This window comes from Qipengyuania thermophila (assembly GCF_004153605.1).
Taxonomy (GTDB): domain Bacteria; phylum Pseudomonadota; class Alphaproteobacteria; order Sphingomonadales; family Sphingomonadaceae; genus Qipengyuania_B; species Qipengyuania_B thermophila.
The window spans coordinates 325,202-340,238 of sequence record NZ_SDSI01000002.1 but is presented as its reverse complement, the minus strand read 5'-3'; the positions used below and the strand labels follow the sequence as shown (position 1 = coordinate 340,238).

Genomic DNA, 15,037 nt, shown 5'->3' with positions numbered 1-15,037 from the left:
CGGGCGCTCCGTTGCATAGCGAACGGCGCCATGGACAGTCCCCGGTCTCCGCTCGCCTTGCCGTTTCCGCATTTGCCGGCCGTCGCAGGCGTTGACCTGCGGGTGGGACGCGCCGGGTACAAGGCGTGGGACAGGTCCGACCTGATGCTGGCCAAGCTGGCAAGAGACACCGTCGTGGCCGGGGTGTTCACGCGCAGCGCCTGCGCCTCGTTCGAGGTCGAGCGCGGGCGAGAGCAGGTGCACGCCGGTCGCGCCCGGGCCCTGATCGTGAACGCCGGCAATTCGAACGCCTTCACGGGCGCCCGCGGCCGGGATGCCGTCCTCGGCCTCCAGCGAGCCGCGGCGGCCCGTCTGGGATGCGCGGAGGATGAGGTGTTCGTCTGCTCGACGGGGGTGATCGGCGTCCCGCTGCCGCTCGAGCGGGGCCTCCGGGGACTTGCCGACGCCTTCGGCGCGCCGCCGTGTTCCTGGCAGGAGGCAGCGCAGGCAATCGGCACCACCGACACCTTCGCCAAGGGGGCCACGGCCCGGGCGATGATCGGTGGGCACGCCGTCTCTGTTGCCGGCATCGTCAAGGGCAGCGGGATGATCGCGCCCGACATGGCGACCATGCTAGGCTTCGTCTTCACCGACGCGACCGTCGCCCCCGATCTGCTGCAGGAAATGCTGGCGAAGGCCAACGACCAGACATTCTCCTGCATCACGGTGGACGGCGACACGTCGACGAGCGACACGGTGCTGGTGTTCGCCACCGGGCAGGCGCAGGCTCCTGCCCTCAAAAGCTGGGACGACAGCGGCGCGGACGCCTTTTACGCCGCGCTGCTGGAGGTGTGCCGGAACTTGGCACAGCTCGTGGTGCGCGATGGCGAAGGTGCGCGCAAGTTCGTTACCATACGGGTGAGCGGTGCGGTGGACGAAGCCAGCGCCCGCCGTGTCGGTCTCGCCATCGGCAACTCACCGCTGGTCAAGACCGCCATCGCCGGCGAGGATGCGAACTGGGGCCGCGTCGTCATGGCGGTCGGCAAAGCCGGCGAACCGGCCGACCGCGACCGCCTCGCCATCGCCTTCGGCGGGCGATGGGTCGCGCGCGACGGCTGCGCTGTTCCCGCGCTCGACGAGACGGCCGTGACCGAACATCTGCGGGGTGCGGACATCGAGATCGCCGTCGATCTCGGGCTGGGGCGCGGGGCGGCAACGGTGTGGACCTGCGACCTCACGCACGGCTACATCTCGATCAACGCGGACTACCGCTCATGAGCGCAGCGCTCGACCGGGCCGTGGGCGATCTCCTGCGGCGCGTCAACGAGCAGGCCATCCTGCCGCACTACCGGACGCTCCAGCCTTCCGACATCACCGGCAAGGCCGCCAACGACGTCGTGACGATTGCCGATCACAAGGCCGAGGCCCTGCTCGGCGAAGGGCTTGTCCGCATCGAGCCGCGGCTCGCGGTCGTGGGCGAGGAGGCTGCGCATGCCGCGCCGGACGTTCTGGATGGCCTGCGCGGCGACTGCTGGCTCGTGGATCCGCTCGACGGCACCAACAACTTTGCCGCCGGCCACGGCCCGTTCGGCATCATCGTCGCACTGGTGCGCGGCGGCGAGGCGCGGCACGGCTGGCTCTACGACTGTCTCACCGGGAGGCTGTGCAGCGCCCACGCGGATGCAGGGGCGTTCGTCGACGGAGAGCGGGTCCGCGCGCGCGAGTCCGGGGCATCACCCCCCGTCGCGGCCATGTCACTCGTCTATGTCGACGCATCCCGGCGCGAGCGCCTGCGCCGGCGGCTGAGCGGTCGATATCAGCTTGTGGACATCCCCCGCTGCGCGGCCGAGCAGTACCCGCGCCTCGTGCTCGGGCAGAACGACGTGTCGATGTTCGAGCGGACCCTCCCGTGGGACCACGCAGCCGGTGTGCTGTTTCTCAACGAGGCCGGAGGGGTGGCAGCGCGACCGGATGGCACGCCGTATCGCGCCGCTGCGTGGCAGGACCGGGGACTGCTCGCCGCGGCGACCCCGCGCCTGTGGGAGCAGCTCGCCCGGTCCTACAATGATGATCAGAGTTGCGATTCAAGCCAGCTCTTGAGCTGACCCTTGGGCCGCGCACCCTGCATTTCGGCAACCGGTTCGCCGTTGCGGTAGAGCACAAGGTATGGAATGCCGCGCACGCCCAGCTTCCCGGGAGTCTGGGTGTTCTCCATGATGTCCATCTTGGCGATCGTCACCCGGCCGGCCAGCTCGTCGCTCAGCTCTTCCAGAGCCGGAGCAATCATCTTGCAGGGGCCGCACCAGTCGGCCCAGAAATCGACGAGGACCGGCTGATCCGCCTCAAGGACGTCGCGCTCGAAACTGGCATCGGTGACGGCTTTGGTGGGCATGTGATCATCTCCTTTTGGGCGACCATATGGCGATGCGCAGGAATTTGAACACCCTTCGCCGTCAGGTGGCCGCCTGCTCCTGCGCGTCACCTGCGCGATGGGGCCGAAGCACATGGCTGGGCAGCGGCAGCACGATGGGCACGTGGGAGTAGACGAGCACCGTCTCCACGGCCCGTTCCGGATAGATTCGCTCCATGGCCGCCTCATACGCGGCCATCTGCCGCAAGGTGACGAGGGGCACCTCCTCCACTGTGGCGGGCGGCGAGCGCGTGGTCTTGAAGTCGACCACCTTCACCCTGTCGGGAAGCACCAGCAGACGGTCGACGGTCCCGTTCACGACCCGGTCGCCGACCAGCGCCGTAAACGGCACCTCCGCCAACGCCTCTGGTCCGAACACATCACGCAGCGCCGGATGATCGACGACCGACAGCACATGCCCGAGGACATCGCTGCGCTCATCAGCGTCGAAATCGGCAGCCTGCCGTTCGAGCCACCTCGCCATCAGCCTTTCGGGAGGCTCCGGCGACGTCGGATCGTATCGTTCAAGCAGCCGGTGGATCAGCACTCCCCGCCGCGCGGCCGTCCGCGCCGCGGCTGGCGATGGCGGCTCGGGAACGGACCCGTCCTGCGGCGCCGAGGGCGCGAGCGGACGCGGCGGCCGCGGCTCGGGGCCGACCGGCACGGCTGCCCAGGATGGCAGGGACAGGCGCTCGCGGCGCGGCGCAGGCTGCCCGTCCGCCGGTGGCTTCGGCGCCGGTTCGCCGCGCTCCCGGCGTTCGCCCCAGATCGGATCGTCGACTGCGTCATCCGGGAACAGCGGCTGCAGCCGGCCATACCAGCTGTCCGGATGAACCTGCCCGCGCGCCCGCTTGCCGAGCGCGCCGCCGATGAACAGCGCTTCCTCGGCCCGGGTCAGAGCGACGTAGAGCAGGCGCCAGTGTTCTTCCATCGCGACCGCTTCAGCCGCCTGCCTTGCGTCGAGGAGTGGTCCGACGACATGGCTGGAGGGCAGGTTCGGGATTGGCACCTCAAGCACGCGGTCCGACCCCGGCAGCCTTTCGGAAAGAACAAGCTTCTCGTCCGGCCGCGGCATCACCGTCGCGTCGGCGAGGATGACAATCGGCGCCTGCAATCCCTTGGACGCGTGCACCGTCATCACCCGCACGCGGTCTCCGCCTTCATCGGCCTCGCGTTTCAGCTCCTCGGTGCTGCCCGAGAACCAGTCGAGAAAGCCTTGCAGGCTGACGATGTGGCTTGCCGCGTATGACTCGGCGGCGTTGAGCAGCTCTCCGACGGGATCCTCCGCCTCTCGGCCGAGACGGGCCAGCAGGCGGGCACGGCTCTGAAAAGGTCCGACGAGGATCCAGTGCAGCAGGTCGAGCGGCGACTGGAAGTCCGCCCTGGCAAGCAGTTCCTGCAAGCGGCTGACGGTGTCAACCACCAGCGGATGCGCGGAGCGCCGCAGATGAGTCCAGAGCGGCACGCCCTCGTCACGGTAGCCGTGGTCAAGGAGATCCTGCTGGCTCCACTCCATGAGCGGCGAGACCAGCAGGGCCGCGAGGTTCAGGTCGTCCAGCGGCTGGACCGCGAAGGACAAAGCCGCGATCAGGTCCTTGACGGCGAGAGGGCTGCCAAGGCGCAGACGATCGACGCCGGCCACCGGGACGCCATGCGCGTGCAGCCGCGCGACGATCAGTCCCGCCAAATCCGCGCGCTTGCGCAGCAACACCATGACATCGCCGGGCCGCGCGTTGCGAACCGTGCCGCCGCGCGCCAAGGCGAAGCCGTCGCGCATCCAGGCGGCGACCTGCCGCGCGAGGGCATCCGCGAAGATCCGGTCGTGACGGCCGAGCCAGGCTTCCGGGCCGTCCGGTTCCTCCGTCGCCCCGCCGTCGTTCACGTCCGGCTCGCCATCGTCATCACGCGGCGCGGCGGAAACAGGAGGCCAGAGAGTGACCATGCCCGGCTCCTCTGCCCCGATATGCGGCGGCGGAGGCGCGTTCAGACCCAGCCGCTCGTGCCCGATGGCGGCGATCACCTCGTCCACGAAGGACAGGATCGGCGCGGTGCTCCGGTAGCTGCGTCCGAGGTCGACATCCTTCAGCCGGCGCGGAACCGGGCCACCGCGAAGCACCGCGGCCGCTTCCGCGGCTTCGGCCATGTCCCGGTCGATCCGGTGGCGTGCGACTTCGAAATTGCGCGGACTGGTGCCCTGGAAGCCGAAGATCGCCTGCTTGTAGTCGCCCACGGTGAAGATCGTGCGCACCTTGCCATCATGGGCGGCGAGCCCATCGAAGAAATCATCGATCAGCGCGCCGATGATGCTCCACTGTTCGGCGTTGGTGTCCTGTGCCTCGTCGATCAGGATGTGATCGAAGCGCCGGTCCAGCTTGTACTGGATCCAGCGCGACGCCGTTTCGCTCGTCAGCAGCCGTGCCGCGCGCCTGATCTGGTCGTCGAAATCGAGCAGGCCGTCGCGCTGCTTGGCCTCGTGCCACAGCAGGGCAAAGCGACGACCCGCCAGCAGCGCCTCTTCGACGATGCCGGCCGCCTCGACCAGATGCAGGTGTGCTTTGATCGCGTCCACCGCGGCGGAGATCTGCTCAAGATCGCTGGTGAAGGTCGCATCGTCGGTGAGGTTCTTGCCGAAGATGAGCGGCTTTCCGTCCTTGCGCAGCAGGGTCGACAGGAAGCCGCCCAGCCGCTCCAGCCGTTCCGCCGCATCGGCGTCCAGCCAGTCCTGAGCGAAGGCAGCGCCCGTCTGGGCCTTCTTGCCCCCCGCGCCGCCGAGACGTGCCGCGACCCGGCGCATGGCGTCGACCGGAAAGGCCGCGTCGGCGCACAGGCGTGCCGCCGTCTCCGCACCAGCATCCGGCGGAAGCTTGAGCAGCCGCAGGACACGTTCGCGAAAGGGCGGGGTCCACGCACCGGCACCGCTCCAGATGTCGGCGGCGTCGGCACAGTCCAGCAGCCACTTCTGCGCTCCGGACGGTCCGAGGCGGCAGGACAGATTCTCGACGGCGGCGACGAGGTCGGAGTCCGCGCCGTTCTCCGCCGCGACCAGCATGTCGCTCATCACCTGTTGAAGCAGGCGCGCGCGTTCCCGGTCGTCCATGACGCGCGCGCCGGCGGTGAGACCGGCTTCTTCAGGAAAGCTGCCGAGCAGATATTGGGCAAAGGCGTGAATGGTGTCGATCCGCAGGCCGCCGCCCGGTGCGTCCAGCACCGACGCAAACAGCGACCGCGCGCGGTTCAGCGTGGCGGGATCGACGTCCGCTCCGATGAGCAGCAGCTCGCGCGCCAGTTGGGTCTGGGACAAGCGGACCCAGCGCGCCAGAACCTCGTTGACGCGCACCGCCATTTCGGTCGCCCCGGCCTTGGTGAAGGTCAGGCACAGAAGATCGGCGGGATGGGTGTCCGGTCGAAGCAGCAGGCGCAGCACGCGGGCCGCCAGAACCTGCGTCTTTCCCGTTCCTGCCGAGGCGGACAGCCAGACGCTGTCCACGGGGTCGACCGCCGCCAGCTGCGCCGGCTCCAGCGCTTTCAGGTTGCCGCTCATCCGCCCTCGACCTCCGCGGGTTCGGGACTGCCGGAGAGGGCGAACCATTCATCCAGCCGCATCAGGTGATCGTAATCGGCGAAGCCGGGATAGTCCGGGTTGAGGCGGGCCGTAAACGGCTCATCGCCGGTGATCCAGCGGCGGATGGCGTCAAGAAGGAAGGCCTCTGTGCGCGGAAGGAAGGCGTCCGGGTCAACCCCGCTGCGCTTCCCCGCCACCCGCAGCGGCGTTTCGCGCGCGCCAAATCCTGTCGGGCTATTCGAGTTGCGCGCCAGAGACCAGTATTCGAACGCCACCGGCTCGCCCCGCACACCGTCAAAGCCGCCCGCACGCGCAATGAGACCGAGCGTGCCCAGCTGAAGCGCGAAACCCTGCTCCACGGCCTTCGTCGCGGGAGGGCGGCCGGTCTTGTAATCGACGATGGCGAGCGTGCCGTCTGCGAAGCGGTCGATCCGGTCGGCGCGTCCGTGCACCCGCACTCCCTCGACCCGCATGCTGCCGTCCACTTCCCAGCAGACCGGCTCCCGCTCGCAGTTGCCTGTGACCTCCCGCTCCACCCAGCGCAGCGCGGCCAGCAGGCGCGGACGCCACAGGGCGCGGGTGACGGGGTGAGCGCCCATCTCTGCAAGAGCAGCGGCGGTGATGCTCTCGAGCGTGGTGTCCGTCCCTACCCGCCGCGCCTTGTGCCACTGTTCAAGGATTTGGTGAGCGATCTGCCCCTGCCAGGCGGGCGAGGCCGGTGCGTCGACTTCGTCGAGCTTCTTCAGCCGCAGGATGGCCGAGGCATAGAACTGGTAGGGGTCGCTGCGCAGCCGGTCGAGGGCGGTGACGGCAAGGGATACGTCGCGCTGATGGCGCGCGGGGCGCGGCTGGGGCCGGGCAGCGGCCGCGCGGGCTCCGCCGGCGCTGTCGATGGCGGCAACCCACGAGACGAGTTCCCCGTGCATGTGGTCGTCGATCTGCTTGCCGAGCAGCGCCTTCAGCCGCAGCAGGAAGCGTGAGGGGACCGCCGGACCGCTGCTGTCGCGCCGGGAGCGGGTCAGCACCACCCGGGGCGCTCCGAGGGCAGCGGCGAAATCATGCGCCGCCAGGCCGATGCGGTACTCCGCTCCGGGCACGGCCAGCGCGCGCAGGACAGCGGGCGCAAGCAGCGCATCGACCGCCGCCCTGCCCGGCCATGTCCCTTCGTTGAGGCCGGCCGCGATCATCAGATCCGCGCGCGTCATGCGGGCTTCGATCAGGCCGTAGATGGCCACCCGGCTGTGCCCGATGGGCGGCGGCCGGACGGCGACGCACGCCATGGCATCCTGCAGCACGGCGGCAAGCTCGCGGGGCGCGACCTGCGTGCCTTCGCGTGAGGCGTGCTGCTGCAGCTCCTCGAGAAACGCCGCCAGGGCGCGACCGTCCTCCCTTGCCCAGACCGCCGCCCCGCACAGCTGCTGCGCGACGGAAACCATGCAGGCAAGCTGCGCGTCCATCGGAGCCAGCCCGTCGGGAAGGCAGGCGAACAGCTGCGCGAGCGCCGGCTCAACGGTGTCCCACCACGCAAGCAACCGCGCTCGAACTTCATCCTTCTTGATCGCGCCGATCCGCACGCGCAGGGCTGCCAGACCCGGTGCCAGCCGCGGGCCGCGCAGGACGAGATCGAGTTCGCGAACTGACTCCAACCACGCGATCCGTTCCCCTCCCCCGTTCACCAGCGGGTGCTTGAGCAGACCAAGCAACGCGACAGGGGCGGCCTCCTCCGCCGCAACCTGCGCCAGCAGCAGCAGCAACCGGCCGGCAGCCGTCTGCGACAAAGGCCGTCCGGCGGAATCGTCCGCCTCGATGTTCCAGCGCCTGAGGTGCTGCACCACCCGGCGCGCGATGCTGCGGCTCGGGGTCACGATGGCGACGCGGGTGGTGGGCGTCTCCAGCGCCTCTCTCACCAGCAGGGCGATGGCCTGTGCCTCCTCCTCCGGCGTGGCCAGCTCGGCCACCTTCACCCCGGCCATCCGGCGGCGTTCCGCCGGAAGATCCACCCAGCCGCGGCTTGCCTGGGGAGGAAGGAACAGGGCGCTGATCGCGTGGCTGCGATCGGGCGGAGCGGCAGACTGCCCCCGCCGATGCCACGGGCGAACCTCGCCGCGGGCGACACCCATCCGGTTGAGCAGCAGCTTGAGGTGATATTGCGGGTGCGTGACCGCATCGTCGCGGGTGAATGCCTCCGCCCCGTCCGCAGCCGGCCGACCCGCTGCTCCCAGCTCGTCCCAGGCGTCATCGGTCAGAAAAAGGTCGAGGTCGGGAAGCACCACGGCGCTGTCAGGCAGATCGGCCACCGCGCGCAGCATGCGGGCCAGCGCGGGCGCCGGGCTCGTCACGCCCGCCGCGACGATCGGGCCGGCAAATTCGTCCGTCCGCAGCGCGCGCGCCATACGGTCGAACAGCAGGTTGCGCCGCTGGGCCGCGTCGACCAGCCCGTCGCGCCTCAGCCGGTCCAGCCAGCGCAGCTGAACGCGGGCGAAGGTGCGCAGGGACTGCTGCCAATGTCCGGCCAGATCCCCGAGCAGGGCGAGGACCGGCTCCCCGGTGAGGTCTTCGGGCGCGACTTCCTCGACCAGCAGCCGGTCCATCGTCTCCCCGATCTGCCGCGCCAGACGCATGCGGGCCGGAGCGGGCAAGGTGCCCGGACCGAGTTCATCCTCCAGCAGCGTGCCGAGCGCGAGCCAGCGCTGCATCGGCGGGACCGCGGGCGGGATCGTTCCGCCGGCAAGGGGGTCGAGCAGCACGCCGAGCGTCTCGTCAAGGTCGAGATCGCCGACGACGGCCATCCGCGGGAGCAGCAGGGCAGTGCGCCCCGCCCCCTCCGAGTGGCGGACGAACGCTTCGGTAAGAGTCCGGCGGGCACGCTGGTTCGGCAGCAGCAGCGTCAGCCTGGCAAGGCCAAGGTGAGGATCGGCATAGCGCGGCACGAGTCCCGCCACCAAGGCGTCGGCAAAGCCGCGGTGCGCCGCGATCGAGAAGACGGCCGGTGACCGCCGGTCAGCCATGCACCAGCATCGTTTCGGCGCTCGCGACGGCCTGAGGTGTGCCCACCTCGCTCCAGAGACCCGTGAAGGCGAGACCGAAGAGTCGTCCCTCGGACAAGGCGCGGTCCCACAGCATGTTGGTCGAGAACACCGCTCCCGGCGGTTCCCTCAGCAAGCGGTGCGAGACAAGCTGGATGCCGGTGTAGATGAAGGGCGCGACGCGGCCCGGACGCCGCCGGCTGAGGCGTCCGGCGCCGTCCATCGCGAAATCTCCCGCGCCGCGATACTGCCCCGCCAGCCCGTGGTTGACCAGCAGCAGCAGCGCGTCCATCGCAGCCGGATCCCAGCGCGCCGACAGCTCCTCGAGCGCCGATCGCGGCCCGTCCAGCCACAGATTGTCCGAGTTCACGCAGAAGAACGGATCAGGCAGGTGCGGCTGCGCATGGACCATGCCACCTCCGGTTTCGAGCAGGCAGGCGCGCTCGTCCGAGATGGTGATCGCGGGGGCGGCGCGCGTGCGCAGATGCGCCTCGAGCACATCGGCAAGGTAGTGGACATTCACCACGGCCCGCCGGATGCCCGCGTCGTGGAGACGGTCAAGGCAATGGTCGATCAACGGCTTGCCGGCAACCCGGACGAGCGGCTTGGGCTGGGTTGCCGTGAGCGGCCGCATCCGCTTGCCCAGACCTGCCGCCATGACCATGGCCGTGTCGCTCGCCAGGCGGTGCGTCGTCATGCGCCTCACGCTCCGCCGGTCGGAAACGCGGCATCGAGGTTGCGTGCCATCCACTCCGCCACAGGCTCCAGCGCCGGATGGGCAAGATCCCTGGCGAGGAGCGCACCGACGCGCGGGATGAGATCGAGGTAGCGCGGCTTTGCGTCGCGACGCGCCAGACGCGAGAAGATGCCGATGATCTTGGCGTTGCGCTGCGCCCCCAGCACGGCATAGGCGGCGCGGAAACCGTCGTCCTGTCCGGTCGCGTCCATGAAGCGCGCGATCATCGCCTCCTCCAGCTCCGGCTCCACGTCGCGGCGCGCGTCCTGGAGAAGCGAGACGAGGTCGTAGGCGGGATGCCCCGCCAGCGCGTCCTGGAAGTCGATCAGGCCCTGAGAGCCGTCCGGGAGAACCATGATGTTCTCCGCGTGATAGTCACGCAGCACCGTCACCCGGTGGGCAGACGGTGCGAGGATTGGCTCCAGAACACGCGACCAGCTCGCCGTCCAGCCGCTGGTGTCGAGATGGTGTGCATTTCTGCAGTACCAGGCGAGAAACAGGTCGACCTCGCGCATCAAAACATCGCCGTCGTAGGACGCAAACGGCCCCGGGCCACAGTTCTGCAGCCTGACCAGCGTGTCGACGGCCTGCGCATAGGCGGCACGCTCGGCATCCGGGCCTTCCTGCTCGACATGCTCCTTGAGGCGGATGTCGCCGAAATCCTCGAGCAACAGGAACCCGTGCAGGGGATCCTGCGCAAGGATGCGCGGGGCGCGCAGTCCCTGCGCGCAAAGCCACGTGCCGACATGCACGAAGGGTGCGATGTCCTCCTGCGGCGGCGGGGCGTGCATGAGCATGGCGGTGCCCTGCCCGCCGCGTACACGGAAATACCGACGAAACGAGGCATCGCCGGACAGCGGCTCGGCCTCCGCATCCGCCCACCCGGCCCCGGCGAGGAAGGCGTCCATGACCGGATCGAGCGCGCTCACAGCATGCGGTTGCGCCATGCATCCCCCCGTTCGATCGTGGCCCACCGCCCGGTTGCGGCGAACGCAATGCCGATCCGAAGGCACTGCGGGTCTTCGGAAAACCCGCCGATCTTTTCGGGCCATTCGGCCAGCAGCACCGCGCCGCGCCGGTAATCGGTCAGGCCAAGCTCGTCCCGCTCCCGCAGCGACGACACCCGGTAGAAATCGGCATGAACAACAGGAAGGCGGGTCAGGGGCGGCTCGTAGAGTTCGATGATGGTGAAAGTCGGGGATGGCACTTCGCCCGCAAATCCGCAACCCCGCAGGATGGCCCGCGCAAGGCTCGTCTTGCCCGCACCAAGCGGCCCTTCAAGCGCCACCACGTCACCGGGTTCCAGCACGGCCGCGATGCGCCCGCCAAGGTGCTCCACCGCCTCGAGATCGGCAAGCGCCCATTCGCTCACAGCGTCGTTCGCCGTCATGCCGGCAGCTTCACCGTGACCGTGGTGCCGGCGCCGGGCCGCGAGGCGATCTCCAGCGTGCCGCCATGCGCCTCGATGAGCTGGCGCGCCAGCGGGATGCCCAGACCCTGCCGGCGATGCCCGCGCTGCTCGTCCGGCACCATGCCGCCAAGCGCCTGTTCCAGTTCGCCCTGCGACATGCCGCGTCCGTTGTCGGCGAGCACGATCCGCACCATGCCGTCCCGCTGCCCCATGCTGATCACGATGCGCCCTCCCTGAGATGAAGCCTTGATGGCGTTGTCGAGCAGATGGGACATCGCCCGCCGCAGCTGCTGCGCGTCGCCGTCGATGGCCAGTTCGCCGCTGCCGCGCAGATCGAGCTTGATGCCGGCCGCGTCGATGTCGGTTTCGCGCGCCCTCGCCACCTCGGTCAGAAACGGCAGCAGCACGACCCGCTCGCGCGCGATCGGGAGCAGTCCGGCCTCGCTCTGCGACAGGTGAAGGACATTCTCCACCTGCTCGGTCAGCCGTCCGACGGCGTGGGCGATCGCCTCGACATACTCGCGCGCCTGCTTGGTCAGCCGGCCGCCCGCGCCGGTGAGCAGCAGTTCGGCGAAACCGGTGATGGATGTGAGCGGCGTGCGGAATTCGTAGGACATGTTCGCCAGGAACCGGGTCTTCATCGCGTCCGCTTCCTCGAGCGCGCGCGTCCGCTCGCGCAGGGCTTCTTCGGCACGGCGGGACGCGGTGACATCCAGCACCGTGAGCAGGCCGTTCCCGTCGGGCAAGGGCACGCCGGCATATTCCAGCGTCCGGCCATCCTTCAGTTCGACCCGCCCGGTGCGCTGGATCCGGTCCAGAGTGGCGGACCGCACGACCGTGCCGACGAGGCTTGCCTGCCGCTTGTCCTTCAGGTTGACGGCGATGGCCTGCAACAGTTCCTCGGCGGTCTTGAGCTTGTCCAGCGCCTCCTGTTCCAGCCCCCAGGTTCCGGCGAAGGAGCGGTTCCACTGCTCGAGCTGGCCGTCCGGCGCGAACACCGCGATCGCTTCGAACAGGTTGTCGAAGGTCGCCGCCCGCGTCCGCAGCAAGGTGTCGCGCATGGCGGACACGGCGAGCTGCTCGGTGCGGTCCTCGGCGATCATCACCAGCCCGCCGTCCGGCATCGGCTGCGCGACGATGCGCAGATGCGTCTTGTCGGGGAGCGGCCAGGCCTCCTCATGCGCCTGCCCGAGCGCGAACCATTCGCGCAGCTCCTGCCGCCACGCCGGAAAGTCGCGCACCACCGGCGTGCGGCTGCGGTCGCGGGCAAGGGACAGCACCTGATCGAAATCGGTGCGGTCGTTCACGACGCCGGGCGGCAGACCGAAGATCCGTTGGAACGGCTGGTTGGCAAAGCGCAGCAGCCTCGTCGAATCGAACTGCGCCACGCCGATCGACAGCTGATCGAGCATCTGACGCTGGGCCTTGCGGAAAGCGCGGAACTGACGCGCCTGCTCCTCCATCTCCTCGATGTCGACGGCATAGCCCGCAATGCCTTCCCGCATCAGCGGGAGGTCGGTGACGCGCAGGGTGCGTCGTTGGCCGCGCATGGTCGCAGTGACGACCCGCTCGATGGGTGCGCCGATGTCGGCCGCTTCGGCGGCGACCTGCGCCGCGGCCCGCCCCCCGTGGGCCTCGACCAGCTCGATCTGCTCGGACACGACGGTCTCGGCGTTGGGCGCATCGACCGCTTCGACATAGGCGCTGTTGACCAGGCGGAGGCGCAGGTCCGGTCCGCGGAACCACATCGGCATGGGCGCCGCTTCGATGAGGCCCACGAGGGCGGCGAAGTCATCGCGGGCGCGCTCCGCCTCCTGGCGAAGGTGGATGAGCTCGTCGTTGCTTTCGGTGAAGTCGAACACCCAGATCAGCGCCGCGCCGCCCGGCGACGTCTCCGGCTCGGCCAGCGCGCCGCGCAGCGCAAGCGTGCGCCGCGATCCCGGCGGTGTCACCGACAGCCGGAACGGCGCCGCCGTCCGCTGCGTGCGGCGCACCAGCGCGGTAAGCTGCTCGACCTGCGCCTCGCTCAGACCGCCGTCTCCGGTGCCGGCAAGCTCGCTGAGAAAGTCGGGCACGCGTTCGAGGCCGAGCCAGCCGGCAAGGCGGTGGGGAGCCTCGATCCGTCCATCCGTCCGCACAAGCAGGGGGATCGCGGGCGCGTCGTCGATCAGCCGGGACAGGCGCCGCGCCAGCACCTGCATGGCCTCGGCCTGCCGCAGCTTGCCGTTGGCCCGGATCATGAACCACGCCGCACCGGCCGTCCATACGCCGAGCACCAGCCCGATCATGGCAAGTCCGATGCCCGACATCTCCATCATGCCGCGCTATTGCGGCCGCAGCCCAAGAGCAAGGGAGCAGCGCTCAGGCTGCGCCGGACCGCCACCTTCTCCGCGGCGGGGTGCGGCAAGATCAGTAGCGGTAGTGATCCGGCTTGAACGGGCCTTGCTGCGGAACACCGATGTAGTCGGCCTGACGCGGGGTGAGCTGCGACAGCCGGACTCCGAGCTTGTCGAGGTGCAGCGCCGCAACTTTCTCGTCCAGGTGCTTGGGCAGGACATAGACCTCGTTCCGGTACGCGTCGGCCTTGGTGAACAGCTCGATCTGGGCGAGCACCTGATTGGTGAAGCTGGCGCTCATGACGAAGCTGGGGTGTCCCGTCGCGCACCCCAGATTGACAAGCCGGCCCTTGGCGAGGACGATGATCGCCTTGCCGTCCGGGAAGGTCACGAGGTCGGTCCCCTCCTTGATCTCCTTCCACTCGTAATTCGACAGGGCCGAAATCTGGATTTCGCTATCGAAGTGGCCGATGTTGCACACGATCGCCATGGGCTTCATCGCCTTCATGTGCTCGGCCGTGATCACGTCCTCGTTGCCGGTCGCGGTGACGAAGATGTCGGCGCGGGTCACCGCATCGTCCATGGTGACGACCTCGTAGCCGTCCATCGCCGCCTGAAGCGCGCAGATGGGATCGATCTCGGTCACCAGCACGCGCGCCCCGCCATTGCGCAGCGACGCCGCTGATCCCTTGCCGACATCGCCGTAGCCGGCGACGCATGCAACCTTGCCCGCCAGCATCACGTCCGTCGCGCGCCGGATCGCGTCGACCAGCGACTCCTTGCAGCCGTAGAGGTTGTCGAACTTGGACTTGGTCACGCTGTCGTTGACGTTGATCGCCGGGAACGGAAGCTTGCCCTGCTTTGCGATCTGATACAGCCGCATCACGCCGGTGGTGGTCTCTTCCGAAACCCCGCGGATGTTCCTGACCGAACGGGTGAGATAGCCCGGCCGCTCCGCCACGAAGGCCTTGAGCGCGCGCTGGAATTCGACCTCCTCGGCGTTGCCCGGCTCGGGCAGGCTCTCCCCTGCTTCGAGCCGCGCTCCCCACAGGGCGAACATGGTGGCATCGCCGCCATCGTCGAGGATGAGATTGGCCGTCCTCTCGGCGTCATCGGCGGTGGACCAGTCGAAGATCCGGCCCACATAGTCCCAGTAGTCGGCCAGGCTCTCGCCCTTGACCGCGAACACCGGGATCCCCCGCGCGGCAATGGCCGCAGCGGCGTGGTCCTGCGTCGAGAAGATGTTGCACGTGGCCCAACGAACCTCCGCGCCCAGCGCCACCAGCGTCTCGATCAGCACCGCGGTCTGGATGGTCATGTGCAGGCTGCCGGTGATGCGCGCGCCCTTGAGCGGCTGGCTTTCGCCATACTCCTCGCGCAGCGCCATGAGACCCGGCATCTCGGTCTCGGCAATGGCGATCTCGTCACGGCCGAAATCCGCGAGGGTGATGTCCTTGACGACGAAATCGGACGTATGCGGCACGAAGGATCCTTTCGGGAAAGCCGGTCTTGCGGCCGGGCGCCGGAAGCACGGCATCGGAGGAAACCCGGCCACGGGAGCCGGAGAGGGTTCGCGC

At 69.2% G+C, this 15,037-nt stretch carries 10 protein-coding genes; 2 read left to right on the top strand and 8 right to left on the bottom strand.

Annotated features, from left to right (window positions below):
• The first annotated feature begins 30 nt into the window (after positions 1–30).
• Both argJ and ETO60_RS05950 read left to right on the top strand, forming a co-directional pair.
• Complete coding sequence (gene argJ, locus ETO60_RS05955; RefSeq protein ID WP_130003710.1) at positions 31–1,257, top strand: bifunctional glutamate N-acetyltransferase/amino-acid acetyltransferase ArgJ; 1,227 nt, start codon at positions 31–33, stop codon at positions 1,255–1,257.
• A complete protein-coding gene (locus ETO60_RS05950; protein WP_130003708.1) occupies positions 1,254–2,084 on the top strand; it encodes an inositol monophosphatase family protein in 831 nt (276 codons plus the stop codon). Before argJ ends, ETO60_RS05950 begins: the two co-directional genes overlap by 4 nt.
• On the opposite strand, the gene trxA is transcribed toward ETO60_RS05950, so the two are convergent.
• From trxA to ahcY, 8 genes are all read right to left on the bottom strand, one after another.
• On the bottom strand, positions 2,051–2,371 hold the full coding sequence (gene trxA / locus ETO60_RS05945) for a thioredoxin (RefSeq protein ID WP_130003707.1): 321 nt from the start codon (positions 2,369–2,371) through the stop codon (positions 2,051–2,053). The genes ETO60_RS05950 and trxA overlap by 34 nt on opposite strands.
• A gap of 61 nt (positions 2,372–2,432) precedes the next feature.
• A complete protein-coding gene (gene addA, locus ETO60_RS05940) occupies positions 2,433–5,930 on the bottom strand; it encodes a double-strand break repair helicase AddA (protein WP_130003705.1) in 3,498 nt (1,165 codons plus the stop codon).
• Entirely contained in the window at positions 5,927–8,959 is a 3,033-nt protein-coding gene (gene addB / locus ETO60_RS05935; protein WP_130003702.1) for a double-strand break repair protein AddB, read from the bottom strand. The genes addA and addB overlap by 4 nt, the downstream gene beginning before the upstream one ends.
• Complete coding sequence (locus ETO60_RS05930) at positions 8,952–9,674, bottom strand: nucleotidyltransferase family protein (RefSeq protein WP_130003700.1); 723 nt, start codon at positions 9,672–9,674, stop codon at positions 8,952–8,954. Before ETO60_RS05930 ends, addB begins: the two co-directional genes overlap by 8 nt.
• 5 nt (positions 9,675–9,679) lie before the next feature.
• Complete coding sequence (locus ETO60_RS05925; RefSeq protein ID WP_390612598.1) at positions 9,680–10,642, bottom strand: aminoglycoside phosphotransferase family protein; 963 nt, start codon at positions 10,640–10,642, stop codon at positions 9,680–9,682.
• Positions 10,639–11,103, bottom strand: a complete 465-nt coding sequence (gene tsaE, locus ETO60_RS05920) for a tRNA (adenosine(37)-N6)-threonylcarbamoyltransferase complex ATPase subunit type 1 TsaE (RefSeq protein ID WP_130003698.1) — start codon at positions 11,101–11,103, stop codon at positions 10,639–10,641. The genes ETO60_RS05925 and tsaE overlap by 4 nt, the downstream gene beginning before the upstream one ends.
• Complete coding sequence (locus ETO60_RS05915; protein WP_130004593.1) at positions 11,100–13,439, bottom strand: sensor histidine kinase; 2,340 nt, start codon at positions 13,437–13,439, stop codon at positions 11,100–11,102. Before ETO60_RS05915 ends, tsaE begins: the two co-directional genes overlap by 4 nt.
• A 94-nt stretch (positions 13,440–13,533) precedes the next feature.
• Positions 13,534–14,943 (bottom strand): adenosylhomocysteinase, encoded by a 1,410-nt coding sequence (gene ahcY / locus ETO60_RS05910; RefSeq protein ID WP_234026356.1) that lies wholly within the window; start codon positions 14,941–14,943, stop codon positions 13,534–13,536.
• Between the last annotated feature and the right edge of the window lie 94 nt (positions 14,944–15,037).

What these genes read in the sequence shown, in the direction of transcription:
- addA (WP_130003705.1), bottom strand. Translation starts at nt 5,930, where the DNA reads ATGAGCGGCAACCTGAAAGCGCTGGAGCCGGCGCAGCTGGCGGCGGTC.
- argJ (WP_130003710.1), top strand. Translation starts at nt 31, where the DNA reads ATGGACAGTCCCCGGTCTCCGCTCGCCTTGCCGTTTCCGCATTTGCCG.
- ETO60_RS05950 (WP_130003708.1), top strand. Translation starts at nt 1,254, where the DNA reads ATGAGCGCAGCGCTCGACCGGGCCGTGGGCGATCTCCTGCGGCGCGTC.
- addB (WP_130003702.1), bottom strand. Translation starts at nt 8,959, where the DNA reads ATGGCTGACCGGCGGTCACCGGCCGTCTTCTCGATCGCGGCGCACCGC.
- tsaE (WP_130003698.1), bottom strand. Translation starts at nt 11,103, where the DNA reads ATGACGGCGAACGACGCTGTGAGCGAATGGGCGCTTGCCGATCTCGAG.
- ETO60_RS05915 (WP_130004593.1), bottom strand. Translation starts at nt 13,439, where the DNA reads ATGGAGATGTCGGGCATCGGACTTGCCATGATCGGGCTGGTGCTCGGC.
- trxA (WP_130003707.1), bottom strand. Translation starts at nt 2,371, where the DNA reads ATGCCCACCAAAGCCGTCACCGATGCCAGTTTCGAGCGCGACGTCCTT.
- ETO60_RS05930 (WP_130003700.1), bottom strand. Translation starts at nt 9,674, where the DNA reads ATGACGACGCACCGCCTGGCGAGCGACACGGCCATGGTCATGGCGGCA.